General features: G+C 62.9%; 26 protein-coding genes. 9 read left to right on the top strand and 17 right to left on the bottom strand.

Translation table 11 applies throughout. The annotated features are described in order from the left end of the window. The first annotated feature begins 1 nt into the window (after position 1). Positions 2-343, top strand: a complete 342-nt coding sequence (locus EOC83_RS14710) for a hypothetical protein (RefSeq protein WP_063170140.1) — start codon at positions 2-4, stop codon at positions 341-343. 398 nt (positions 344-741) lie between these two features. Further along, positions 742-1,815, top strand: coding sequence for a cytochrome c (locus EOC83_RS14705; protein ID WP_164751996.1), 1,074 nt, complete (start codon positions 742-744; stop codon positions 1,813-1,815). On the opposite strand, the gene EOC83_RS14700 is transcribed toward EOC83_RS14705, so the two are convergent. From EOC83_RS14700 to EOC83_RS14665, 7 genes are all read right to left on the bottom strand, one after another. Beyond that, positions 1,787-2,212, bottom strand: coding sequence for a c-type cytochrome (locus EOC83_RS14700; protein WP_063170138.1), 426 nt, complete (start codon positions 2,210-2,212; stop codon positions 1,787-1,789). The genes EOC83_RS14705 and EOC83_RS14700 overlap by 29 nt on opposite strands. A 70-nt stretch (positions 2,213-2,282) precedes the next feature. Next, complete coding sequence (locus EOC83_RS14695) at positions 2,283-2,606, bottom strand: hypothetical protein (protein ID WP_013533226.1); 324 nt, start codon at positions 2,604-2,606, stop codon at positions 2,283-2,285. A 539-nt stretch (positions 2,607-3,145) separates the two neighbouring features. Further along, the gene (locus tag EOC83_RS14690; protein ID WP_013533227.1) at positions 3,146-3,349 is read right to left on the bottom strand and encodes a CsbD family protein; all 204 of its coding nucleotides are present in this window, start codon (positions 3,347-3,349) and stop codon (positions 3,146-3,148) included. Between the two features lie 322 nt (positions 3,350-3,671). Then, the gene (guaA, locus tag EOC83_RS14685) at positions 3,672-5,234 is read right to left on the bottom strand and encodes a glutamine-hydrolyzing GMP synthase (protein ID WP_063170137.1); all 1,563 of its coding nucleotides are present in this window, start codon (positions 5,232-5,234) and stop codon (positions 3,672-3,674) included. A gap of 48 nt (positions 5,235-5,282) precedes the next feature. Continuing rightward, complete coding sequence (locus tag EOC83_RS14680) at positions 5,283-5,951, bottom strand: 5'-methylthioadenosine/S-adenosylhomocysteine nucleosidase (RefSeq protein WP_013530372.1); 669 nt, start codon at positions 5,949-5,951, stop codon at positions 5,283-5,285. Between the two features lie 141 nt (positions 5,952-6,092). Beyond that, positions 6,093-6,551, bottom strand: a complete 459-nt coding sequence (locus EOC83_RS14675) for a PaaI family thioesterase (RefSeq protein ID WP_013530371.1) — start codon at positions 6,549-6,551, stop codon at positions 6,093-6,095. A 140-nt stretch (positions 6,552-6,691) separates the two neighbouring features. Beyond that, complete coding sequence (locus EOC83_RS14665; protein ID WP_063170136.1) at positions 6,692-7,981, bottom strand: RsmB/NOP family class I SAM-dependent RNA methyltransferase; 1,290 nt, start codon at positions 7,979-7,981, stop codon at positions 6,692-6,694. A gap of 181 nt (positions 7,982-8,162) precedes the next feature. On the opposite strand from EOC83_RS14665, the gene EOC83_RS14660 reads away from it, so the two are divergent. Continuing rightward, the gene (locus EOC83_RS14660) at positions 8,163-8,840 is read left to right on the top strand and encodes an MIP family channel protein (protein ID WP_013530368.1); all 678 of its coding nucleotides are present in this window, start codon (positions 8,163-8,165) and stop codon (positions 8,838-8,840) included. 86 nt (positions 8,841-8,926) lie between these two features. Here the strand turns inward: EOC83_RS14660 and EOC83_RS14655 are convergent, their stop codons facing one another. The 4 genes from EOC83_RS14655 to EOC83_RS14640 all read right to left on the bottom strand — a co-directional run bounded on the left by EOC83_RS14655 (position 8,927) and on the right by EOC83_RS14640 (position 12,773). Next, positions 8,927-9,733 carry an amino acid ABC transporter ATP-binding protein gene (locus EOC83_RS14655; protein ID WP_013530367.1) on the bottom strand — a complete coding sequence of 269 codons (807 nt, stop codon included), beginning with the start codon at positions 9,731-9,733 and terminating at the stop codon, positions 8,927-8,929. Then, positions 9,730-10,671 carry an amino acid ABC transporter permease gene (locus EOC83_RS14650; RefSeq protein WP_013530366.1) on the bottom strand — a complete coding sequence of 314 codons (942 nt, stop codon included), beginning with the start codon at positions 10,669-10,671 and terminating at the stop codon, positions 9,730-9,732. The genes EOC83_RS14655 and EOC83_RS14650 overlap by 4 nt, the downstream gene beginning before the upstream one ends. Positions 10,672-10,814: 143 nt before the next feature. Next, positions 10,815-11,672, bottom strand: a complete 858-nt coding sequence (locus EOC83_RS14645; RefSeq protein ID WP_063170135.1) for an ABC transporter substrate-binding protein — start codon at positions 11,670-11,672, stop codon at positions 10,815-10,817. A gap of 93 nt (positions 11,673-11,765) precedes the next feature. Further along, on the bottom strand, positions 11,766-12,773 hold the full coding sequence (locus tag EOC83_RS14640) for a 2-oxoglutarate and iron-dependent oxygenase domain-containing protein (RefSeq protein WP_013530364.1): 1,008 nt from the start codon (positions 12,771-12,773) through the stop codon (positions 11,766-11,768). Between the two features lie 101 nt (positions 12,774-12,874). On the opposite strand from EOC83_RS14640, the gene EOC83_RS14635 reads away from it, so the two are divergent. From EOC83_RS14635 to EOC83_RS33205, 4 genes are all read left to right on the top strand, one after another. Further along, entirely contained in the window at positions 12,875-13,819 is a 945-nt protein-coding gene (locus EOC83_RS14635; protein ID WP_013530363.1) for a nucleoside hydrolase, read from the top strand. A gap of 114 nt (positions 13,820-13,933) precedes the next feature. Next, a complete protein-coding gene (locus EOC83_RS14630) occupies positions 13,934-14,608 on the top strand; it encodes a TetR/AcrR family transcriptional regulator (RefSeq protein ID WP_013530362.1) in 675 nt (224 codons plus the stop codon). A gap of 180 nt (positions 14,609-14,788) precedes the next feature. Next, positions 14,789-14,956: a LysR family transcriptional regulator gene (locus EOC83_RS33210; RefSeq protein ID WP_224621640.1), complete on the top strand. Its 168-nt coding sequence runs from the start codon at positions 14,789-14,791 to the stop codon at positions 14,954-14,956. 24 nt (positions 14,957-14,980) lie between these two features. Continuing rightward, a complete protein-coding gene (locus EOC83_RS33205; RefSeq protein ID WP_063170133.1) occupies positions 14,981-15,226 on the top strand; it encodes a LysR substrate-binding domain-containing protein in 246 nt (81 codons plus the stop codon). A 243-nt stretch (positions 15,227-15,469) separates the two neighbouring features. Here the strand turns inward: EOC83_RS33205 and EOC83_RS14620 are convergent, their stop codons facing one another. The 5 genes from EOC83_RS14620 to hisS all read right to left on the bottom strand — a co-directional run bounded on the left by EOC83_RS14620 (position 15,470) and on the right by hisS (position 22,128). Next, on the bottom strand, positions 15,470-16,573 hold the full coding sequence (locus EOC83_RS14620) for a calcium:proton antiporter (RefSeq protein ID WP_013530361.1): 1,104 nt from the start codon (positions 16,571-16,573) through the stop codon (positions 15,470-15,472). A gap of 69 nt (positions 16,574-16,642) precedes the next feature. Further along, positions 16,643-18,415 carry an AMP-binding protein gene (locus EOC83_RS14615; RefSeq protein ID WP_024502336.1) on the bottom strand — a complete coding sequence of 591 codons (1,773 nt, stop codon included), beginning with the start codon at positions 18,413-18,415 and terminating at the stop codon, positions 16,643-16,645. A gap of 333 nt (positions 18,416-18,748) precedes the next feature. Next, complete coding sequence (gene hisG / locus EOC83_RS14610) at positions 18,749-19,447, bottom strand: ATP phosphoribosyltransferase (protein WP_063170132.1); 699 nt, start codon at positions 19,445-19,447, stop codon at positions 18,749-18,751. Beyond that, complete coding sequence (locus EOC83_RS14605; RefSeq protein WP_063170131.1) at positions 19,444-20,565, bottom strand: ATP phosphoribosyltransferase regulatory subunit; 1,122 nt, start codon at positions 20,563-20,565, stop codon at positions 19,444-19,446. Before EOC83_RS14605 ends, hisG begins: the two co-directional genes overlap by 4 nt. A 60-nt stretch (positions 20,566-20,625) precedes the next feature. After that, positions 20,626-22,128: a histidine--tRNA ligase gene (hisS, locus tag EOC83_RS14600; protein WP_027160986.1), complete on the bottom strand. Its 1,503-nt coding sequence runs from the start codon at positions 22,126-22,128 to the stop codon at positions 20,626-20,628. A 247-nt stretch (positions 22,129-22,375) separates the two neighbouring features. On the opposite strand from hisS, the gene EOC83_RS14595 reads away from it, so the two are divergent. Then, the gene (locus EOC83_RS14595; protein ID WP_024502332.1) at positions 22,376-22,627 is read left to right on the top strand and encodes a hypothetical protein; all 252 of its coding nucleotides are present in this window, start codon (positions 22,376-22,378) and stop codon (positions 22,625-22,627) included. A gap of 2 nt (positions 22,628-22,629) precedes the next feature. Here EOC83_RS14595 and EOC83_RS14590 read toward each other — a convergent pair whose 3' ends face one another. Then, positions 22,630-23,268, bottom strand: coding sequence for a DNA-3-methyladenine glycosylase I (locus tag EOC83_RS14590; RefSeq protein ID WP_013530355.1), 639 nt, complete (start codon positions 23,266-23,268; stop codon positions 22,630-22,632). 213 nt (positions 23,269-23,481) lie between these two features. Here EOC83_RS14590 and EOC83_RS14585 point away from each other — a divergent pair, with 213 nt between their 5' ends. Further along, positions 23,482-24,219, top strand: coding sequence for a L,D-transpeptidase (locus EOC83_RS14585; RefSeq protein ID WP_032808011.1), 738 nt, complete (start codon positions 23,482-23,484; stop codon positions 24,217-24,219). Positions 24,220-24,411 lie beyond the last annotated feature (192 nt).

The raw sequence follows: 24,411 nt of genomic DNA, 5'->3' as shown, positions 1-24,411 counted from the left end.
GATGCAGGCGATCCGTACCGGCGTTTCCTGGGCAGGCCTGGTCAGCGGACCAGTTGCGTGGGCAATAACGCTGCAGCTCGATTATTCGATTGCATCCTGGCAATGCCATGCCGGCTTTCGTCCCACTGCCTTGTTCTCGTTGATAGGCGCCGCGGTCGCCCTGGCAGGCGCGCTGCTGTCGTGGCACGCCGTTCATGACCGCGGACATGGTACGGTTCCGCCCCGGAAGGCGCGCACGCGCGCATTCCTTGCAAGGACTTCCGTGGGCATCGGGGCGCTGTTCACGCTCATCTTGCTGGCGCAGCTGATGGCAGGGCTGATCTTCAGCGGGTGCGAACTGTGACGAGGTCAAAGACCCGGAGATTGGCCGTCCGCCGGTGCCCGCCTTGGCCTGCCGCGGGCATTCCATTCCCGGCCGTCACCTCCCGGGCGGTCGCGCTCGTCTTGGCATCGTTGCCGCTTTGCACTGAGCTGCGGGCGAGCGAAATCCAGAAGGGTGAATACCTTACCCGAGCGGCCGACTGCATCGGCTGCCACACGTCCAATCCGAGCCGCCCGTTCGCTGGAGGCTATCGCGTGCCGACACCCTTCGGCGACGTATACTCGACCAACATCACACCTGATCCTGACACGGGCATTGGACGCTACTCCGCGGACGAGTTCGTGCGGGCCGTGCGGAAAGGTATCAGGCGCGATGGAGCCGATCTCTATCCCGCCATGCCCTATGACAGCTTCGCCGCGATGAGCCGCGAGGACGTGCTTGCGATCCGGACCTACCTCCTGGCGCAGCCGCCGATCTCGCAGCCGCAGCCGCGAAACATCCTGCCTTTTCCATTCAACCAGCGCTGGACAGTTGCGCTGTGGAAGCTCGCGAACCTGCATACCGGCAGTTTCACGCCCGATCGGAACCGGACCGCCGCATGGAACAGGGGAGCCTACCTGGTCGAGGTGCTCGGCCACTGCGGTGCCTGCCACACGCCAAGGAATGCAACGTTCGGCATGGATGAAGACCACAAGCTTGCCGGCGGCACCGCCGGCATCTGGCAGGCCTTCAACATTACCAGCGACAAGATCGCAGGCGTCGGCGACTGGAGCAACGAAGAGCTGTCTCGATTTCTCAAAACCGGCGCCGTTCCCGGGAAGGCTTATGCGGGCGGGCCGATGGCGGAAACGGTCATGAACAGCCTGCAACATCTTTCCGATGACGATATCCAGGCCATCGTCGCTTATCTCAGGGACGTGCCCGCCCAATCGGGAGACGAAAAGCAGCCGCGTTTCTCATGGGGTAACGCGGCCACGGCCGACGGCGATGCTGGAACCGAAGGGATGACGCAAGGCAGCGGGACCGCAGCCGGCGATGATCTCTATCGATCGCTCTGTTCGACATGCCATGGGGCGAACGGAGGCGGATCGTCAGACGGATCCTATCCGTCCTTGACCCGCAACAGCACCCCCGGCGCGGCCACACCCGAGGATGTCGCCATGACCATCCTTGAAGGCGTCAAAGCTGGCGACGTGGCGGGGCGTAAGTCGATGGCGGCCTTCGGCGGCTGGCTGGACGATGGCCAGGTGGCAGCCCTTGCAAATTACGTCACCGCTCGGTTCGGAAATCCCGACGTCAGCGTTACCGCGGCCGATATACGCCAGATGCGGGCCGGCTCGACAACAGGCCAGACAATCATGGTTCTGGCGGCTCAATCACTTGTGGCGTGCGCCGCCGTGTTGATGCTTGGGCTGCTGCTTCTGCTGGCAAGGCGCCTGCGCCGTCGGACCAGTTCAGTGCGCCTCATGTCCGCGCATAGAGATAGGCGGTGATGTCGCGCGCCTCTTGAGGCGACAGATTTGTATTGGGCATGGCCGTGTTCGGGTCTACGTCCCGCGCTCTGCTGATCCAGCGCATCATCGCATCCGGGCTGGCTCGCGATGCCCCGATATATCCTCTTTCGACGACGCCCCGCAGGGAGGGACCGACGGTACCACGGGCGCCGGGCACCCCCGGGATTTCGTGACATCCGCCACAGCCGTTGCGGATCATGGCCGGGATGGCTCGTTGAGGGTCGCCGCCGATCGCCTGCACAAGCGTGGTTTCTCGCAGACTGTTGCTGCGAACCGATCCGCTGGCGAAGACGGCAAAACCGATGACGACAGCCGCCGATGCTCCTGCCAACCACCAGAATTGGGGCGGCGCTTGCTTGGCGGCCTGCCGGTTCATCTGCGCTTACCGCTCTCAGCGCTCAATGCGCTGCCGAAGCACTGGTCCGGCAACGGATTGAGGAGCCGGGTCATTTATTACAGTTCTGCACATTCGATGTTGTCGTGCCGGTCGCGGTGTTGTTGTCGATGTCGTTGCCTGCCGAATCTTTGCAGCGGTCAGTCATGCCACCTGATTTCGTTGTGGAATTTGTCGAATTTGTAGTGCTCGGATCGGAAGGATTCACGGATGTTCCAGAGCCGGTGCCGCTGTTGCCGCCGGTATTTCCAGACGTAGCCCCGGTGCCGTCGTTCGAGCCCGAACCGCTGTTGGAGCCGGAACTGTTCGACTGTGCCACTGCCGATGTGGCCAATGTGAGCGCGAGCACAGCGGCGGACAGAAGTTTGACGATCATGGTGGATCTCCTGGTTGGGTGTACCGCCACCAAACCAATCCTTTCCTGATATGTTCCCGGCGAAATCGTGTTCAGCAAAATTCTTGTGAAACAGGTTTTTGTGCCGGCACTGCAGACGGGCTAGCCGCGCGACGGCGGTCGATATAGGTGCGCCGCCTTGGCGTCGTCCGGCCGCGGAAGCAGCGCTGGCCGCATGCCCTCGCCTGAAGCATAGTTGCTCACTGGTGGCCGCTGCCCGCGTCCCCGACCAGTGCCCGATCATCCCCGGATCGGAGACAGCTCAATCATCGCCATGAAAGTCATAGCAACGGGCCGAACACGAATATAGCCAGTAGAGCAAGAAAAATCACGGCGATAACTGCGATCGCCCACGTGACAATTCTTCTTGTCCCCCGTTGCTCCTGCTTGCGAGAGATATTTTCAGCCACAGTACGAAATCCTTGCTGCAAAACTCAACCGACGACAAGGCTCAGCGCCCGCATGGTCCTGCCGGACTGTTGGGCCGCGTCCTGGAATGGCCACAGCCGGGGCTCACATGCCTACCAACCCTGCCGCCCGTACCAATCGTCGACATCGCGCCGCACGCGGTCCTTTTCGATGCCGTAACGCTCCTGGATCTTGCCTTCGAGTTGATCGCGCTTGCCGGCGATGCGGTCAAGGTCATCATCGGTGAGTTTGCCCCACTGCTCCTTGACCTTGCCTTTCACCTGTTTCCAGTTTCCTTCCACGCGGTTCCAGTCCATGACACCGTTCTCCCTGTTTTGGAAAGGTCCGGAATAGGAAACGCAATCCAGTCAAGGATGTTCCTGGAAACAGCCAACGCGCTGCCCGATGCCGAATCGGTTGCCAGAAGTTATCGCCCCTTGCGGTCCGCAAAGTACGTTCGAGCCAACTTTCAGCCGAGCCATCGTCGCTCGCTCAAACCCGCGTATTGCACGTCATATGCCAAGGCTCTAAACGGCTCCGACGATGCTTTACATTCGTGCCCGATCACGTTTGAGTGCTGTCAGGCAATCAGCGCTAACTCCAGCGGAGGCGACAACACACCATCGCCGCCTAATCCCCCTACTCCCACTCGATTGTTCCAGGCGGCTTCGACGTCACGTCGTAGACGACGCGGTTGATGCCGCGGACTTCGTTGATGATGCGGGTGGCAGCAGCCCCCAGGAAGGCCATGTCGTAGTGGTAGAAATCCGCCGTCATGCCGTCGACCGAGGTGACGGCGCGCAGCGCGCAGACGAACTCGTAGGTGCGGCCGTCGCCCATCACGCCGACCGTCTGCACCGGCAGCAGCACGGCGAATGCCTGCCAGATGGCATCGTAGAGGCCGGCTTTGCGGATCTCGTCAAGATAGATGGCGTCGGCTTCGCGCAGGATCTCCAGCTTTTCGCGGGTGATGCCGCCGGGGCAGCGGATGGCGAGGCCCGGGCCGGGGAATGGATGGCGTCCGATGAAACTCTCGGGCAGGCCAAGCTCCTTGCCCAGCGCCCTGACCTCGTCCTTGAACAGCTCGCGCAGCGGCTCGACCAGCTGCATGTTCATGCGCGCCGGCAGGCCGCCGACATTGTGGTGCGACTTGATCGTCACCGACGGGCCGCCGGTGAAGGAGACACTTTCGATCACGTCGGGATAGAGCGTGCCTTGCGCCAGGAATTCGGCGCCGCCGAGTTTCTTGGCCTCTTCCTCGAACACCTCGATGAACAGCCGGCCTATGGTCTTGCGTTTTTTCTCCGGATCCGACTCGCCCTCGAGGGCGTCGATGAAACGGTCCGACGCGTTGACCAGAATGAGCGGCAAATTGTAGTGCTCACGGAACATCGCCACCACGCCCGCGGCCTCGTCCTTGCGCATCAGGCCGTGGTCGACAAGGATGCAGGTCAGCTGGTCGCCGACCGCTTCGTGGATCAACAGCGCGGCAACGGAGGAATCGACGCCGCCCGACAGCGCGCAGATGACCTTGCCCTTGCCGACCTGCTTGCGGATCGCCTCGACCGCGTGCTCGCGGTAGGCGCGCATGGTCCAGTCGCCCTCGATGCCGGCGATGTTGTGGACGAAGTTCCTGAGCAGCCGGGCACCGTCGGGCGTATGCACCACCTCGGGGTGGAACATGATGCCGTACATCTTGCGCTCGATGTTGCCGAAGATGGCGAAGGGCGAGCCCTCCGATTTGCCGAACACCTCGAAGCCGGTGGGCAAGGAGATGACGCGGTCGCCATGGCTCATCCACACCTGGTGGCGCTGGCCGGGCGCCCACAGGCCCTCAAACAGCGGGCTGTCCTTCTGGATCTCGACGAAGGCGCGGCCGAATTCGCGATGGTCGGAGCTTTCGGCGACGCCGCCCATCTGCACGCACATGGCCATCTGGCCGTAACAGATGCCGAGCACCGGCACGCCGGCGTCGAAGACGATCTGCGGCGCGCGCGGACTGCCGATATCGCCGGTCGAAGCCGGGCCGCCGGACAGGATCACGGCTTTCGGATTGATGCGCTTGAATGCCGCTTCGGCCGACTGGAACGGCACGATCTCGGAAAACACGCCGGCCTCGCGGATGCGGCGGGCGATGAGCTGGGTGAACTGGCTGCCGAAATCGACAATCAGGACGGTATCGGGATGATTGGCTGTTTTCATGGCGAGCGTTTAGAGAAAGAAATGAGTCGACGCAATGGGTTGCGAGTTTCAGAGCGGTCTGGCGTCTTCATGCGGCGAATCTTTCAGAAGCGTGCCCGAACCGATGGCCTGTTCGAGCCGCATGACGGCCTCCGCCAGCTTCTCATCGATGACTTCAAGATATTCGGTCCAGTCGCCGACATGCCTGAGATCCGCCGCCCCGTCGGAAATGCCGCGCAGCCCGATCAGCGGAATGTCGAACAACTGGCAGGCGCGCAGGCAGGCGAAGGTCTCCATGTCGACCATGTCGGCGTTAACAGCATCATAGGCCGCACCGGTGATGATCGCGCCGCCGGTCGATAGCGTCGCCTGCTTGATATCAGGTATCTTGAAGGGCAATGGCACGGTCACCGGCAGGTCGAGGAAGGGTGTGGCACCCTTCTCGAAGCCGAGCGGCGAAGCGTCGATGTCACGGTAGCTGACCGAAACCGCCTGGTAGATTCCCGTCTGCTCCAGCGTCCGGCTGCCGGCTGAGCCGAGCGACACGACGAGGTCGGGCAGGGTTTTTTGCGACTTCAGCCAGGAGAGTTCAGCGCCTAGCCTGACGCCGGCCTCGACCGGACCGACACCTGTCATCAATGGCGTGAACAGCTGCTTGAGATGCGGACCGTATTCGGCCTGCGCCGCCATGACGAAGAGGACGTCCTTGCCCGACAGGCGGCGAATTTTATCGGTCATGATGATTTGCTCCTCTCCGCCCGATCACCTGCTTATCTGCGCCGCCGCTCGCCGGGACCCGCTGCCTCCGGCAGCTCCCGGCGTCCGTGGCCTTTCATCGTGCCACCGGCACGATGAATTCGCCTGCGGCGAACCGGCCACTCACCCTTCTATCCCATCACGCCCGACCACCGTCATCATCGTTCCGGTCATGGTGGCGATCAGCTTGGCCTCGCCGTCGGCGGCAAAGGCGTAGGCCTGGCCGTCGGCGACGATGATGGTGCGGCCTGGCTTGGTCACCGAGCCGCGGAACAGGAAGCGCTCGCCCCTGCCCGGCGCCAGCAGGTTGACCTTGAACTCGATGGTCAGCACGCCGGAATTTTCCGGCATCAGCGAAAAAGCGGCATAGCCGCAGGCCGAGTCCAGCGCGGTCGAAATGACGCCGGCATGGAGGAAGCCGTGCTGCTGGGTGAGTGCCGCCGAATAGGGCATCTCGATCTCGATGATGCCGGGCGTCACCAGCGTCAGTTCGGCGCCGATCGTGGCCATCGCCTTCTGGCGTGCGAAGGAGGTCCTGACGCGATCCTCATAGTCCGGGGCGGGTACGATCTTTGCTGCCATGGCCGCTGCCTTCCTTTATGCGGATAAGCTTATTGCAGAGGCATGGACGGCAGGCAAATGCTTTTGCTGCACTGCACAATCGACCTGGCCTGCCTGCTGGCGCCACGCATCCGTCAGGAATTGGCGACATCCGATCGGATTCAGGCCGACCTGCGCAACGCACAGAAGTAAAACCCGTCGGTGCCGCTCAGCGCCGGCGACAGCGAGATGTCGCCTTTGGCGCCGATGCGCGCGGCTGCCGGATGGCCGGGAAAACGGCTGTCCCAGAGCTGGCGGTGGTCGACGGGAACAAAGCCGCTGTTACGGTCCCGAAAGGCCGCGATCTGCTCGCCATTCTCCTCATCAAACACCGAGCAGGTGATGTAGACCAGCAGGCCGCCCGGTTTGACATAGGCTTTGGCCGCATCGAGGATCGCCGACTGTTCGCCCTTGCGGGTATCGAGCTGCCTCTGCGTCAGCCGCCATTTGGCGTCGGGGCGGCGCCGCCAGGTGCCGCTGCCGGTGCAGGGCGCGTCGACCAGCACGATGTCCATGTGGTTGCCGAGCGGCGCGAGTTCCGTGGGCTTGGTGACCACCTGCACATTGCGGTTTTCCGAACGACGGATGCGGTCGAAGATCGGCGCCAGCCGTGCTTTCTCCGCATCATGGGCAAAGATCTGGCCACGATTTTCCATCGAAGCCGACAGTGCCAGCGTCTTGCCGCCGGCGCCGGCGCAGAAATCCAGCACCTGCATGCCGGCTTCGGCCCCGGCAAGGGCGGCCGCGATCTGCGAGCCTTCGTCCTGGACCTCGAACCAACCCTTCTGGAAGGCCGGTTCGGCCTGCACATTCGGGTGCCGGCCATCGCCGTCGATCGGTGGAATGCGGATGCCGTGCGGGGCGATTGCCGCGGGTTTGGCGCCGGTTCCCGTCAGTTCGGCCAGCACCTTGTCGCGGTTGGCCTGCAAGGTGTTGACCCTGAGGTCGAGCGGCGGGCGCGTTGCCAGCGCGGCGCCCTCGTCGGCCCAGCTCGGGCCGAAGGCTCGCTCGAAAAGCGGCGCGCACCAGTCGGGAACATCCGCCCGCACCGCGTCCGGCGCATCGGCGAGCCGACCGTCGGCGATGGCCTGAAGCTCGGCGGCGGTCAGCAGCGGCGGTGCGAACTTGTCACCATCCAGCGCCTCGTTGAGCGACTGGGCCGTCTGCCCCCATTCGAGCAGCAGGGCGCCGAAGCCAATGGCGCGCGGCGTGTCCTGCCCCAGCAGCCAGCCCGCGGAACGCTTGTGGCGCAAGGCGTCATAGACGATGTTGCCGATGGCCGCACGGTCGCCGCCGCCGGCGAAGCGATGCGACAGGCCCCAATCCTTCAGCGCGTCCGCCACCGGCCGGTGGCGCCGGCCGATGTCTTCCAGCACTTCGATGGCCGCAGCCAGCCTTCCGCCCAGTCGCATTGTCTTGTTCCGTCACGCAGAAAATTATTCCGGCCCTGCTCTAGAGCGCGCAACCGGCGCGCACAAGCAGGTCGGCCGGCACAACCGCTCTGCTTTCCAACTTTTCTGGTTGCGAATACTCTTCCGATTGTGATTCGCGGCGCGAAAAGGTGAACCGGCGGATCGACACGAGGAGAGGGCAATGAAGACTTATCTGGCGGAAGTTCTAGGCACATTTCTATTGGTGTTCATCGGTACGGCTTCTGTGGTGACGGGCGGCTTCGGCGGCGCGCTGCCGCTTGGCCAGGAAGGGATCGGTCTGGCGTTCGGCATCGGCCTCATCGCCGCGGCCTATGCGATCGGCCCCATTTCGGGCGCGCATCTCAACCCGGCGGTGACGCTCGGCGTCTTCCTTGCCGGCCGCCTGCCGGCCAAGGACGTCATCCCCTACTGGATCGCGCAGGTCATCGGCGGCGTCCTTGCTTCACTGGCGTTGTGGATCATCGTCTCCGGCCAGGTTGGCGGACACACCACCGGCTTCGGCGCCAATGGCTGGGATGTGACGAAATGGGGTGTCAGTTCGGCCTTCCTGTGGGAAGTGATCGGCACCTTCACCTTCGTCACCGTGATCCTTGGCGTCACGGCCGAAAAGCACTCGACGGCGTTCGCCGGACTGGTCATCGGCCTGACGCTGGCAGGGCTGCACTTCGCCATCATCCCGGTGACCGGCACGTCGCTCAACCCGGCCCGCTCGATCGGTCCGGCGCTGTTTTCGGGAACTGCGGCGATCGGCCAGCTCTGGCTGTTCATCGTGGCACCGTTGATCGGCGGCGCCATTGCCGGCGTCGTCGCCAAGGCGCGCATCTTCGAGAAGGACTGAGCTCTTTGGAAGGCTGAATATGCGAAGGCGCGGGCCATGGCCCGCGCTTTTTTTGTGGATCTTCTCTTGGGTGGATTCTCTTGCCGTCAAAGCACCCGCGACAGGAACTCGCGGGTTCGGGGCGATACCGGATTGGCAATCATCTCGCGCGGAGCGCCGCGTTCGATGATCACACCGCCATCCATGAAAACCAGCTGATCGCCGATCTCGCGGGCGAAGCCTACCTCGTGGGTGACCACGACCATCGTCATGCCGCTTTCGGCCAGATCGCGCATGACCTGCAGCACCTCGCCAACGAGTTCGGGGTCGAGCGCCGATGTCGGCTCATCGAAGAGCAGGACTTTCGGCTTCATCGCCATCGCGCGCGCGATGGCGACACGCTGCTGCTGGCCGCCGGACAGTTCCCTCGGATACCGGTCGACCTTGTCCAGGAGACCGACGCGCCGAAGCAGAATCTCCGCTTCGGCCTTTGCCTCGTCCGGGGGGATGCGCCGAACCTGCGTCGGCGCCTCAATCAAATTCTCCATCACGGTCATGTGGGAGAACAGGTTGAACGACTGAAACAGCATGCCGGTCTCGGCGCGCCGCCGGCAAAGCAGGTCGTCCTTGACCTCGTAGAGCTTGTCGTCCCTAAGGTCGTAGCCGACGAACTGACTGTCGACGAGCAGGATGCCGGCGCTGAGCTTCTCGAGATGGTTGATGCAGCGCAGGAATGTGCTCTTGCCGGAACCCGAAGGGCCGATGATGCAGGCGACCGATCCGACGGGTACGTCGAGATCGACACCCTTGAGAACCTCGAGCGGACCATAGGATTTGCGCACGCCGCGCGCGAAAACCATGGAGTCGGCTGGGACGCCGAAGCGGGCGCGATTTTCGTCCTTCACGTCGCTCATCGGGAAATGCCACGCAGGCTGATGATGTTGCGCAGGAAGCGCATCGTCACGGCATCGCGGCGCGTATCGCTGCGACCGAAATGTCGCTCGAGGAAATGCTGTCCCACCGACATGATGCTGACTACCGCGAGATACCAGAAGGCGACCACGATCAGAAGCGGGATCGTCTCGAAGGTGCGCGCATAGATGCTCTGCGCCGAATAGAACAGGTCGTCGACGGCGATGAATGTCACCAGCGACGTCATCTTCAGGAGGTTAATGGCCTCATTGCCGGTTGGCGGCAGTACGAAGCGCATCGCCTGCGGCAGCGTGATGCGCTTCAGGATCATGCGGTACGGCATGCCAAGCGCGCTCGCCGCCTCAGCCTGGCCCGACGGCACCGACTTGATGCCGGCCCGGATGATCTCGGCCATGTAGCCCGCCTCGCACAGGGAAAGGGCGACGACGGCAGAGAAGAACGGAGTCATGAAATCATTGGTGCGCACGGAAAACAGCGTGCCGACAAAGGGGATGGTCAACGAGACTTCGCGCACCAGCAGCGACAGGTTGAACCAGAAGATCAGCTGTATCAGGGCCGGTACGCCACGGAAAAACCAGACGTACAGACCCGCGAAGGCACGCAGCACCGGGCTTGGCGACACGCGCATGATGGCGATGACCGTGCCGACAACGATCGCCAATATCATGATCACCGCGGTGAGCATCAAGGTGTTGCCAAGGCCGCGCATGACAGAGGGATGCAGGAGGTAACTCACCACCGTAGGCCAGGCAAAGGCAGGGTTGCTGGCGAAGGCCCGGATGATCAGGAATGCCACCAGCAGGGCCAGCGCCGTGCCGACCCAGATGCCGTAGCGGCGCTGCGGCATGACGGTCAGGCGCGAAACCGCCTCGGCGACGCCCGGCTCGATGCGTATCTCGTTTGGGTGGGCCGCGCCCATCGCTGCTTCTCCTGGTCTTGATCCGGAAGCGGCGCCCGGCACGAGACCGGACGCCGACAACCGCTATCGCATCAGCCCCAAATGATTTCGGAAAGCATGATCAAAGTTTTAGAACAAAGTGCGTCCGACTGGACAAAACTTTGTCAGTCGGCGCGCAACGCCTCCATGCTGCCGACGAAATAGGGCTCCTTGATCGCGTAGGCGCCCATGCCGTATTTGTCGAGAATAGCCTTGTAGGTGCCGTTCTTGAACAGCTCGGAGAGTGCGCCCACCATCATATCGGCGGTCTCCTTGTCGTCCTTGGCGATCGCCATGCCGAGCGGCGCGACTTCATAGAGGGTCGGCAGCACCACGAGCTGGCCCTTGCTGGTGACCTCGAAATAGCTCGAGGCGGTCGCATCGTCCATGCGGGCGTCGACGCGGTCGGACAGCACCGCCTGGACGATATCCGTCGACGAGTTGAAGACCGATTTTTCGATGGCTGCCTGGCCCTTGCCGGTGCAATCCGTGCTCAGCTTGTCGACCAGGAAATCCGATGCGCTGCCTGCCGAAACGCCGATCCGCTTGCCGCAGAGCGGGGTGTCGCCGCTGAAACTCGCCTTCTTGTCCGGCGACGTCGAAACAGCCAGGCCGGCCTTCAGGAACATGACGAAATCGACCTGCTTGAGCCGCTCCGGCGTGGCGGAGAAAGTCTCCCAAGCGACCTTGAAACGGCCGGCCGCCAGGCCCGGTATCATCGAGGGGAAAGGTGTGCGCGCCACGTCCAGCTTGGCGCCGACCAGCTTGGCCACCTCACCGGCCAGTTCTATGATAATCCCGGTCTGTTTGCCGTCGGCGTCGAGATACTCGAAAGGCGCATAGTCCAGCGTGTTGGCGACGGTCAGCATGCCGGTCTGCTGAACCTCGGCCGATTTCGTCACCTTGGCGGCGCCTGAAGGTCCGCTCCAGACTATGGCAAGTGCGGCCAGCGCCAAACCTGCCATCTGTAAATGTGCTCTCATTTTCGTTCCCCTTTTTTGATTACAACGTTTCCTGCAGTCTGCTCTCCAATCAGGGCCTCGCGTCCTCATCGCCGCAGCCAAGCATTGATCCGTCTATGTACCGGCTGCTTCCGCAGCCTTTTTCTTGCGGTAATGGTAGTTCTTGTCGATGCGCTCCATCAGATAGTCGCCGTAGAGCACCGGCTCATATTTCGGCTGGCTACCGGCCGGCACGCAGACCGGCAGCGCCTCGATCGTTTCATCCATGGACGGGTCGAAGAAGAAGGGCTGGGAATAGCGCTCGCGCCCCGACCGGTTGATGACGCGATGCGGCGTCGAGACGAACTGGTCGTTCGACCAGCGCGCCAGGATGTCGCCGACATTCATCACGAAGGAGTCCGGGACCGGAGGCGCGGGAACCCATTCGCCCGCCTTGTTCTTGACTTCCAGGCCGCCGACATTGTCCTGCGCCAGCAGTGTAATGAAGCCGTAATCGGTGTGAGGGGCCGAACCGAATAGCCCCTCCTCATGCGGCTGCGTCGGGTAGTGCAGCAACCGCAGGAAGGTTGTCGGCTGATCGAAATAACGGTCGAGACTGTCGGTCGGAAGTCCAAGCGAAAGAGCGATGGCGCCGACCATTTTGCGGGCCAGTGTGCTCATCTCATCGACATAGCGTTCAATCGTTGGCCTGAAGCCAGCAAGCGTTGCCTCGTCCGGCCACTGGTTGGGACCCTGCAGCGGCTTGTCGGCCAATGTCCTGGGGTCGTCGGCCTCGACCTCGTGCATGAAGAAGATCGATTCGCTCTGGTTCGGCTTGCTTACTGTCGCCACCGACGACGTCACGATCGTCGAGCCGGCAAAGGGCAGGTAGCCGCGGAAATTCCTGTCGATCTTCAGCGCCAGTTTCTGCTCCTCGGGCAGAGCGAAGAAGCGCTTGCTGGCTTCGCGAACCGCTTCGACGTCGGCACGCGGGATCGGATGCCCGACGACATAGAGGAAGCCGATCGTCTCGAGATGGCGGCGCAGTGTCGCCGCCGTCGCGGCGATCGCTTCCTGGTCATCGCCATAGAGCGCCGACACATCGATGATCGGAATTTCGGAAAAGTCGCCGCGTGCGTCCATTCGAACACCTTCTCTTGAACATAAGATACAGTACTGTATTTCTACACATCCAAATCGCCTCAGCAATAGGCTTTCGAGCGCAACGGGAAAAACGCGGCACAATGGCACCACGCAAGATAATCATCGACACCGACCCAGGTCAGGATGACGCGTTCGCGATCCTTTTCGCGCTAGGCTCGCCAGCCGAACTCGAGGTAGTCGGCATCACGACAGTCGGCGGCAACGTGCCGCTTGCCCTAACGTCGAAGAATGCGCTCAAGGTCGTGGAACTTGCCGGACGACCCGATGTGCCGGTCTATGCCGGCTGCCCGGCGCCGATGGTGCGCAAGCTGATCACGGCCGAGTATGTTCACGGCGAAACGGGCCTCGACGGCGCCGATCTGCCCGAACCCGTCACACCGCTGCAGAGCGAGCACGCAGTCAATTACCTGGTGCGCACGATCATGGATGCGCCGGAAGGCGCGTTGACCGTCTGCACGCTCGGGCCGATGACCAACCTGGCCATGGCCATGACCATGGAACCGAAAATCGTCCCTCGGCTGCGCGAAGTCGTGCTGATGGGCGGGGGCTTTTTTCAAGGCGGCAATGCCACGCCTGCCGCGGAGTTCAACATCTTTGTCGATCCGCATGCCGCGCACAAAGTGTTCGACAGCGGCGTCCCGGTGACGATGGCCGGCATCGACTGCACCTACACTGCCCTGATGACGCCTGAATGGCTCGACGCCCTGCGCGCCACCGGCAGTCGCGCGGCGATCGAGGCCGCCAACATGGCCGACTTCTATCGCCAATACGGCACCCACAAATTCGCGACGGCGGCGCGTCCCATCCACGATGCGTGCGTCACCGGTTACCTTCTGGCCCCGGGGATCTACGAGCAGCGCCAGTGCGCCGTGACGGTCGATATCGTCTCGCCCGAAACCATAGGCATGACCGTCGTCGACTGGTGGCACGTCACCGGCCGCCGCAAGAACTGCAATGTCCTGCGCCGGATCGATCCGGCGCCGTTCTTCACGCTGATGCTGGAGCGGATCAGTGCACTGCCCTGAAAATGCGTATCCGGCGATAGACGGTGACACGGAGAATTGCGAAGCAGTCACGGGGCGGTTCGATAGGCGAATCGGCCATGCGCGTTGCGCGCGGCGACGAAGGTCTCGAATTTCATGAACGGGAAAGGCGTGCTGGCGAAAACGAAACGACCGCCTCGACCGGCGGTGCGATCAAAAGCGGCGCGGCAGACGCTCAGCCGTGAGGCCTGGATTGCGGCGGCGCGCAAGGTGCTGGAAAAGCGCGGCATCGGCGAGGTCAAGATCGACCGCCTGGCGCAGCAGTTGAAGGTCACGCGGGGCAGCTTCTATTTCCATTTTGCCAGCCTGGCGGACCTTCGCGGCGGCCTCTTGCAGGAATGGCGAAACAGCAATTGCGCGCCGTTCTGGGCGATGCGCGAGATCCACGACATAGACGGCCTGCAGTTCTTCACCGACATCGTGCATGTCTGGGTGGATGAAGCCCCTTTCAGCCCGCTGCTTGACTTGGCTGTTCGCGATTGGTCACGGACATCGAAAAAGCTCGCTCAGGAAGTCAAGGACATCGACGATCTGCGCATCGCGCTGCTCATCCGGGCGTTCCGCGCCATGGGCTATTCGGAAGACGAGAGCATCGTGCGGGCGCGCATCACCTATTTCCACCAGATCGGCCAGTACGCACTGTCCTTCAAGGAAGACCCGGCCGTGCGCCGCCGCTACCAGCCACTGTTCGGAGAAGTGCTGCTCGGACCGCTCGTTCAAGAACCCGGCACGGCGCCGAAGTCGACGGAGATGCGGGCCGATCGTCGTTAGGACCTCTGGCTGGAAACAGTCGTGCCATCTGGAACGGTCGGGCCGCGTTGTGGCGAGGAGCAGCACCTGTCGCAAAATCGCCATAGGCGGCAGTAAACTTCGAAGCCATTGTCCTTCAATCTCCGGAACCGTGCTAGAGAGCGCTACCGATTGAATAGCGCCTGCTGGTTCGAGGTCCCATTGACAAAACGGCTATCGGATTTCGACGTTGGCTTGCTGCTGACACTCGATGCGCTGTTGAAGCACCAGAACGTCACCCATGCGGCGTCGAGATTGAACATTACCCAATCGGCCTTGTCGGCCCGCCTGACGCGGCTGCGTCAATTGCTGAACGACCCTGGCACTTGAGCCCGAACTCGTCCGGCTGCTCGGTTGAGCGATTTCGTGAATACTGCTCATCTGTTCGACCCCGCCACAAGCAAACGTGTCTATCGCATTGCCGCAACGGACAATCCGGCAGCGATCCTGGCTCCGGACCTCATTCCGCGGTTCAAATCCCAAGCTCCCAACGCAAAGGTCGCCTTTACGGTGCCCGACAAGCCGAGGATCGTCGAGCACCTGGAGCAGGGCGACATCGATCTCTTCATCGGAGCCGCGGAAGACGTTCGAGTGGCCTGATCAGGCAGAAACTGTTCGAAGAGGAATTCGTCACCGCCCAGGGGCACGGCCATCCGCGCGGCAAGGGACCGATCACCCTGGACGAATTCTGTGCCCTCGACCATCTGCTCATTTCGACGATGCAGCGCCATGGCGGCGTGGACGCCCCACCGATGTTGGATGCCAATCGGGGTTTACAGCCGACGTCGGCCATTGCCCAGCCGCAGCGCGAGCCAGCCCTCAAGCGCCAACCTGAGCCAGAGTTCATGGCACAAATATAAGAAATATGTATGTAAGAAATACCACGATATGGACAGCGCCCGTCAAGAATGTTGTTCTTTCAGTACTAAAGCTCACATTGCATATGAAGAGCGCTAAAATCAAAAGCACTGTGTCAGTCGCTGGAAGCCCCAGGGTTAACCCTCTGCCCGTCAGCAGGCTGGCGGCTGCGACCGCCGGTATTGTCAAACCGATTGTGGCGCAAGCGGAACCCATCGCGACATTCAAACCGCGTTGCAGCTCATTGTTGAGTGAAGCGCGAACCGCCGAAATGGCCTCCGGCATCAACACCAGCCCGGCGATCATTGCCCCCACAATACTGTCAGCCTGGGTCACCTGGTAGGCAACGAGCGTATCTTCGACGCTTGCCGCGACCTGCTCGGCGAGCATGACAATGCCGATCAGGCCGGCCATCAGCAACAGAGCGCTGGCAAAGACGCTTTCGTGAGGAGCAGTCCGCAGCGAAACGCCGTGGGCCTGCCCTTCGACAAAGTCTTCTCGGTGGCGGACAGTCTGCGCGAACACAAAACTTGCATAAAGCAGCACCGAAAGCACGCTCACAAAGCCAAGTTGAGCTGCCGAAAATGTGCCCGGCCCCGTAGCTTGTGTGTAGGTCGGCAGAATAAGCGTCATGATGGTCAGCGCGATCAGAACCGCCAAATATGCGCTGGTCCCTTGTCGAACAATTGCCTGCTTGCGATGGCGCCAGCCGCCAAGCGCAAGACACGTGCCGACGACGCCGGTAGATGCAATCATCACCGTTGAAAAGACGGACTCACGTGCAAGCGTAGGGTTGTTCTCTCCATGCAGCATCATGGAAACGATGATCGACACCTCGATTGCCGTCACGGCAAAAGTCAGCACCAATGTGCCGTAGGGCTCTCCTACACGCCGAGCCACCGCCTCGGCGTGGTCGAGCACCACGAAAATGGTGGTGAACATGATCGCACTCGAAAGCGCTCCGACGAGTATCCTGACGCCCAGCGAACCTTCGTCCGCCGACAGCCCGCCTGCCCTGACGGCGACAGCCATCACCAAGGCGGCCAGCGGCATCGCATATGAAGTCACCGAACGTCCGAAACCGCTCATGCAAGCCCCTGCGCGCTGCTGCGAACCGTGGCTGCATTCGCGCACCGACAGATCGAAGCGTTCACCCGTTCACGCCGTCTTCTGCGTCACCAAGCCCAGTTCCTCCACCATCGCCTCGCGCATCAGGAACTTCTGCGGCTTGCCGGTCACCGTCATCGGCAATTCGGTGCGGAAGCGGATGTGGCGGGGGATCTTGTAATGGGCGATCTGGCCGGCGCAGAAGTTTCTGACCTCCTGCTCGGTGGCGATCTGGCCGGGCTTGAGCACGATCCAGGCGCACAGCTCCTCGCCATATTTGGCGTCGGGAATACCGAACACCTGCACCTCCTTGACCTTTGGATGGCGGTAGAGGAATTCCTCGACCTCCCTGGGATAGACGTTCTCGCCGCCGCGGATGACCATGTCCTTGACCCGGCCGACGATGTTGCAATAGCCCTCGGCGTCGATGGTGGCGAGGTCGCCGGTGTGCATCCAGCCGTCGGCGTCGATCGCCTCGCGGGTCTTGTCGTCGTCGTCCCAGTAACCCTTCATCACCGAATAGCCGCGCGTGCAAAGCTCACCCGGTACGCCGACCGCAACTGTAGCGCCATCGGCATCGACCGCCTTGACCTCGACATGGGGGTGGATGCGCCCGACGGTCGAGACGCGCTTTTCCAGGGGGTCGTCGACGCCGCTCTGGAACGACACCGGGCTGGTCTCGGTCATGCCGTAGGCGATGGTCACCTGTTCCATATGCATCAGCGACACCACCTTTTTCATCACCTCGATCGGGCATGGCGAACCGGCCATGATGCCGGTGCGCAGGCTGGAGAGATCGAAGGCGGAAAAATCCGGATGATCCAGCAGAGCAACGAACATGGTCGGTACGCCATAGAGCCCGGTGCAGCGTTCCTGAGCCACCGCCTTCAGCGTGGCGCCGGCGTCGAACCCTTCTCCCGGGAAAACCATGGTGGCGCCTTTCGAGACGCAACCCATCGTGCCCATCGACATGCCGAAGCAGTGGTAGAGCGGCACTGGTATGCAGAGCCGGTCGTCGGCGGTCAGCTTGATCGCCGAAGTGACGAAATTGCCGTTGTTGACGATGTTGCCGTGGGTCAGCGTCGCGCCCTTGGGGGCTCCCGTGGTGCCTGAGGTGAACTGGATGTTGATGGCTTCGCCCGGCTTCAGCTTCTCAGAGATGCGGTCGAGGCTGTCATGCTCGTCACGCCCGGCCATGGCCAGCACATCACCGAAATTGAACATGCCGGGCGAGTTCTCGTCACCCATGCGGATGACGATCTTCAACGCCGGCAGTTTTTGTGCCTTGAGCTTGCCCGGCGTGGCCTTGGCGATCTCGGGTGCCAGCGTCTCGATCATGCCGAGATAATCTGACGTCTTGAACCTGGCAGCGGTGACCAGCGCCTTGCAGCCGACCTTGTTCAGCGCATAGTCGAGCTCGGTCAACCGGTAGGCCGGGTTGATGTTGACCAGGATCAGGCCGATGCGGGCGGTGGCGAACTGCGTCACCAGCCATTCCCAGCGGTTGGGCGACCAGATGCCGACGCGATCGCCCTTTGCCAGGCCCAGTGCCAGGAAGCCGGCGGCCAGCGCATCCACCGTGTCCGAAAGTTCGCTCCAGGTGAAGCGCTTGTTCTGGTCGACGAAGACGGCGGCGTCGAGCGTGCCATATTTGCTGACCGTCTCGGAAAACAGCGCGGGGATGGTCTTGTCGAGCAGCGGCACGCTGCGTTCGCCAGAGACATGCGCCCTACCATCGACGGGTGCGACGAAGACACCGCCCGCTCGCGCTCCGCGTCCGCGCAGATTGCTGGCATTCTTCAGCTCGTCGAGATTGACCGGCATCGCTCTCTCCTCCCGGGATTGGCCGAGCCTATCAGCCTGAGGGGGTGGTGAAAATCCCGGCGATAGTCGTGGCAGGGCAACGATCCGGCCCACGACGCTTCGGGGCCTTCGTTGGTTGATGAACATCAAACGCAAAAACCCGCCTGGGCGGCGGGTCACTGGCGCAAATCAGCACCATAGGTAAAAATGTAGCATAGCTGCTCTCACCAGTCAAGGAAATAATTCCTATACAGGAAAGCCCCGGCGCAAGGCTACCGACACCGCGGGACGGCCGCCGTCAGGGTTTTCAAGCCGGGTTCGGAGCCGTGAGGGGCAGCGGGCGAAGGCCCGCCGCTATCCGACCGCAGCCGCCATCTTCGCCGCGATGTCGCGCAGGACCGCTTCATCGGCCGCCGCCCGTGTCTTCCTGGACGCCACGAGACAAGCCTGCGAGCGAAGGACGAGGCCATCGCCCAGCACCTTGAGATGATTGGCGCGCAGCGTCGAGCCGGTGGTTGTGATGTCGACGATGACATCGGCCAGTCCGGCCGCCGGCGCACCTTCGGTGGCCCCCAGGCTTTCGACGATGCGATAAACCTGGATGCCGTGCTTCTGCGAGAAGAATTGCTGGGTCAGCCGCCAGTATTTGGTGGCGATGCGCAGCCGCCGGCCATGGCGCTGGCGAAAATCGGCAGCGACGTCGTCGAGGTCGGCCATGGTGTCGACATCGAGCCAGATGTCCGGCACGGCCACCACGACATCGGCATGGCCAAAACTGAGACGGGCGACGATTTCGGCGCGGCTCTCCCAGTCGGCAAGGTTTTCACGCACCAGGTCCTCGCCGGTGATGCCGAGATCGACGGCACCCTGGCCGATCTCGCCTGATATCTCGGAAGCCGACAGGAACACCACTTCGACATCGTCCAGGCCCTCGACGCGGGCGTGGTATTTGCGCTCGTCGCCGGGCAGGCTGACGGCTAACCCGGCTTTGGCCAGCACGTCCAGCGCCTGCTCTTTCAGGCGGCCTTTGGACGGGATCGCCAGCGTGATCATGGCGCCGTCTCCCGCAATGCCTCGATGCGGTCGAGCCAGACCGAAAAGCCGACGCCGGGGATCGGCGTCTTGGCGCCAAGCAAGGTCAGCAGCCGGTCATAGCGGCCGCCGCCGACCAACGGCCGGTCGCCATTGTCGGCCGCGATTTCGAAAACCAGGCCGGTGTAGTAGTCGAGCGGGCGGCCGAACGCGGCGTCGTAGCGGATTTTATCGGCCGGCAAGCCATGCGCTTCGATCGCCTTGGCGCGGGCTGCGAACTTTTCCAGCGCGACATCGAGTGACAGACCGGCGTCGGCGGCGAAGGTCTCCAGCGCCTGGGCCGCGCGATCTAGCGGAACGTCGATCGCCAGAAAATCCTTCAGCGCGGAAAACGCCTCGCTCGACAGCCGAACGCTGCGCAATTCGGCTTTCTCGATCAGCCGCCGGGCAATGTCGGACGGCGCGCGTCCGGCGGACGCCGACAGGCCGGCCTCTTCCATGCCGCTGGCGATATGGGCGGAAAGACCGTCCAGATCACCGTCGAGGACCAGAGCGGCGACCGGACCCGAGAGCTGGCTGTTGCGCGGCGGGTTGGCAAGATCGGCGAGTGCCGCCTCAAGCATCGGCGACGAGCCGAACGCGCGGGCAAGACGCATGCGCCAGCCGCGCGGCAGGCCAAGGGCGGCCAGCACCGCCTCGAAAATGGTCTGGTCGCCAAGCGTGATCGCCAATGCCTGGCCAGGCAGCACCAGCGACAGCAGCGCATGCGCGTCGGCCACCGAGCGGGCATCCGCTTGCGCGGTATCGCGGTCGCCGAGATCCTCGATGCCGGCCTGGAAGAACTCGTTGCCGCCTTCGCGGCGCTGGCGAAACACCTCGCCCAGATAGGAATAACGGCGCGGCGTGCCGGCCTGCGAACTTATGTGGTCGAGGCAGACCGGAATGGTGAATTCCGGCCGCAGGCAGAGCGTCTGCCCCGTTTCGCTTTCGGTGAGGAAGATCCGGCGGCGCAAATCCTCGCCGGCCATGTCGAGGAACGGGTCCGCCGGCTGCAATATGGCGACCTCGACGGCGTGCGTGTTGCGCGTGGCGAAGAGGTTGGTGATGTCGGTGGAGATGGCGGGGGTGCGGGAGGTCAACTTGCTGACCTCAGTGCTGCACGACCCTCTGGTCCCAAACCAGAGGCGCCAACGCGGCCTCTACTTGCCACGCGCCCTCTCCTCAGCCTGCGCCGCCAATATCTTCCTCACCTCGACGACCAGCTCGCCCTCCGCCACAGTCACCTGTGCCGGGCGCGCCGCGCGCCATTCGGCGTTGTCTGATATTTCGGCCGACATGCGCGCGCCTTCGATCAGGTCCTTGATCTGCAGCTCGCCCTTGGCGCGCTCGTCGCCGCCCTGGATGATGGCGACCGGACAGCCGCGACGGTCGGCATATTTGAGCTGCGCCTTCATGCCGGCGCCGCCGAGATACATTTCGGAACGGATGCCGGCGGCGCGCAGCTCCGCCACCATCTTCTGGTAGCGGCCGAGGCTGTCGGTGTCCTTGTCCATCACCAGCACGACGACCGGCGCAATCACGTCCGAGGCATCAAGCTTGCCGAGGTTCTTCAGCGCGGTCATCAGCCTGGAGACGCCGATGGAAAAACCGGTTGCCGGCACCGGCTCGCCACGGAAGCGCGAGACGAGGCCATCATAGCGCCCGCCGCCACCGACCGAACCGAAGCGCACGATCTGGCCGTCTTCGTTGGGGATTTCGGCCAGAAGCTCGGCTTCGAAGACAGGGCCGGTGTAGTATTCGAGGCCGCGCACGACCGAGCGGTCCATGGCAATCCGGTCTTCGTCATATCCGGCCGCCCTGACCAGCGCTTCAATCGTGGCGAGTTCGCCGACGCCTTCCTGGTAGATCGCGTTCGAACTGACCATGGAATCCTGGCCGGCCTGTATAGTCCTCGCAGTCGCGAGAAGAACCGCCTCGGCTTGCCCGTTGTTCAACCCGGCGCCCTTGGCGAAGTCGCCTTCGCCCTCCTTGCCGCCGTCCCAGCGGCCCGGGCCAAGCAAAAGCTTCACGCCTTCCGGCCCGAGCTTGTCGAGCTTGTCGATCGCACGCAGCACCGTCAGCCGGCGGCCGGCATTCTCCTCGCCGCCAAGGCCGATCGCCTCCAGCACGCCATCCAGCACCTTGCGGTTGTTGACGCGGATGACGTAGTCGCCGCGCTTGATGCCCAGCGCTTCCATGACGTCGGCCATCATCATGGCCATTTCGGCGTCGGCGGCCACACCCGGCGTGCCGATCGTGTCGGCATCGAACTGCATGAACTGGCGGAAGCGGCCGGGGCCGGGCTTCTCGTTGCGGAACACCCAGCCTGAGCGATAGCTGCGGTAAGGTTTTGGCAGCCGCTCGTAATTCTCGGCGACATAACGCGCCGTCGGCGCGGTCAGGTCGTAGCGCAGCGACAGCCACTGGTCGTCGTCATCCTGGAAGGAGAACACGCCTTCGTTCGGCCGGTCCTGGTCGGGGAGGAATTTTCCGAGCGCATCGGTGTATTCGATCAGCGGCTGGTCTGCCGGTTCGAAGCCGTAAAGCTCATAGACCGAGCGGATCGTCGCCATCATCTTCTCGACGGCGCGGATGTCCTCGGCGCTGCGGTCGGCAAAGCCGCGCGGCAGTCGCGCTTTCGTCTTTTCCGATTTATCGGCCATGGGGTGTTTGCTCGGCGTTTTATGATGCTTGCAGGTCGGCAATGTTGCGATTTTCGCAACGCGGGTGTCCTAACCGAAGAGGTCGGATGCGGCAAGGGTCAGACCTCTGGCGCTGCCGATGAGAGAAGGCGACGCCGCACCTCCTTGAAACCAATCCGGACCGCAAATGAAACAATCCCGCCATGCGTGCGGCATCGTGCCGACACAATCGCCGCCGATAAAGCGCGGGAATGAGGGGTTCGCGGCCATGACCAGCACAGCAAGATTCCATGCCATCGACAGCGATGCCGGATTGTCCGCACGCTTGCGCCCGGCCGACATCAACGTCCCGAAAATGGTCAGCCAGGCTGCCGGACCGTTCGAAGTACCCGCCGACACCGGCAAGGGACCATCCATGCGCGACGCGTTGATGACCGGCCTGCTGGTGATCTATCCGACCCTGGCCACGGTGGTGGCGATCGTCGCCGGCCTGGTGCTGGCCAGCGCCAACGGCACCTGAGCCTATTTCGGCCGCCTGAAAGCCTTCCGCTGCTTCTCGACCTCTTGGCGGCAGGCGCAGCCCTCGAGGTGGTCGTTGACCAGGCCCATGGCCTGCATGAAGGCGTAGACCGTGGTCGGGCCGACAAAGCTCCAGCCGCGCTTCTTCAGCTCCTTCGAGATCCGCACCGAGACGGCCGTTGTCGGGTTCGCGCGCAGATGGGCGAGGTCGACGATTTGCGGCCGCTCGTCCTTGCCGGGTTCGAACTTCCAGAACCAGGCGGCCAGTGAGCCGAATTCGTCCACCATTTCGCGGGCGCGCCTGGCGTTGTTGATGGTCGAGACGATCTTGCCGCGATGGCGGATGATGCCGGCATTGCCGAGCAGGCGCTCGACATCCTTGTCGGTGAAGCTTGCTACCTTGTCGAATTCGAAATTGGCGAAGGCTTCGCGAAAATTCTCCCGCTTGCGCAGTATGGTCAGCCACGACAGGCCCGACTGAAAGCCTTCCAGGCAGATCTTTTCGAACAGCCTGCGGTCGTCGGCCACAGGCCGGCCCCATTCATGATCGTGATAGTGCAGATAGTCGGGCAGATTGCCGTGCCAGAAGCAGCGCGCGACACCGTCGGGGCCGGCGAGCAGGCCGGTGTGTTCCTTGTCCATAGGCCAAAATCCGTTCGTTAACGCGCTTTGCGCGGCATTTACTGCGGCTTTACCAGATTCGTGAACCCGGCGGTAACCACACCAAAAGGTTTACTGACAAAGCCGCATTTTACGCATTCCGATTCATGTTTCGGTTGCTGCTTGCGCGCCAATGATCGCCGAACCGGGAGGACGTTTCCACCCGTTTGTATCAGACGATCAAGGTGCGTTACGATGAAGACAGTGTTGTTTCCCGTGCTCGGCGCCGTGGCTGTGTTTGCCGCCGGCGTCACACCCTCAACCGCCGGCGACCGCTATGCCGACAGGCCGCCGGTGATGGTGAGCCCCGACCTTTCCGCACCCTGGGTGCTGCAGCTTGGCCATGCGCCCGGCATCGTGCGCCAGAACCGGCAGGTGGTGCAGCAGCAGCGACGCCTGCGCCCGGCGCAGCCCGACCGGGTGCAGACGGCGGCGGTGCAGCCGCCGGCCAAGCGCATGGTCGCGCGTCCCCAGATCAACCCGATCTACCTGCCGCAGGAAGTCGACTATGACGGAGGCCAGAAGCCGGGCACGATCGTCATCGACACCACGCAGAATTTCCTCTTCCTGGTCGAGAAGAACGGCAAGGCAAGGCGCTATGGCGTCGGCACCGGCAAGCCGGGCTTCGAATGGTCGGGTACGCACAAGATCACCAACAAGCGCGAGTGGCCGGACTGGCGCCCGCCGGCGCAGATGATCAAGCGCGAAGCCGCCAAGGGCCGCTATTTGCCGACCTATCTTGCCGGCGGCATGGAGAACCCGCTTGGTGCCCGTGCGCTCTACCTCGGCACCACCGAATACCGCATCCATGGCACCAACCAGCCGTGGACGATCGGCGGCGCGGTGTCGTCGGGCTGCATCCGCATGCGCAACGAGGACGTCGTCGATCTCTATGAGCGGGTCAATGTCGGAACCACGGTCGAGGTGATATAATAGTCCTTGCGAATCACCTGGCCGGCAAAGCAGTCCGCGTTTCGAGGCCAGTTTAGGGATACGGGGGACGGGCCGTATGGGGATGCGGCCGGTCAGGAAGGGCAGCACGGGAAACCGCGCTGCCCTTTCCGTTTTGAGCAGAAATCGAGGGCAAAAGGCCACCCACGCGTCGCGCAACGGGCATAGCGGTTC

The sequence above is a fragment of the Mesorhizobium sp. Primo-A genome (assembly GCF_003997175.1).
GTDB classification, from domain to species: Bacteria; Pseudomonadota; Alphaproteobacteria; order Rhizobiales; family Rhizobiaceae; genus Mesorhizobium; species Mesorhizobium ciceri.
Note: the sequence above shows the minus strand (reverse complement) of the source record. Positions and strands in the feature narration are given on the sequence as shown.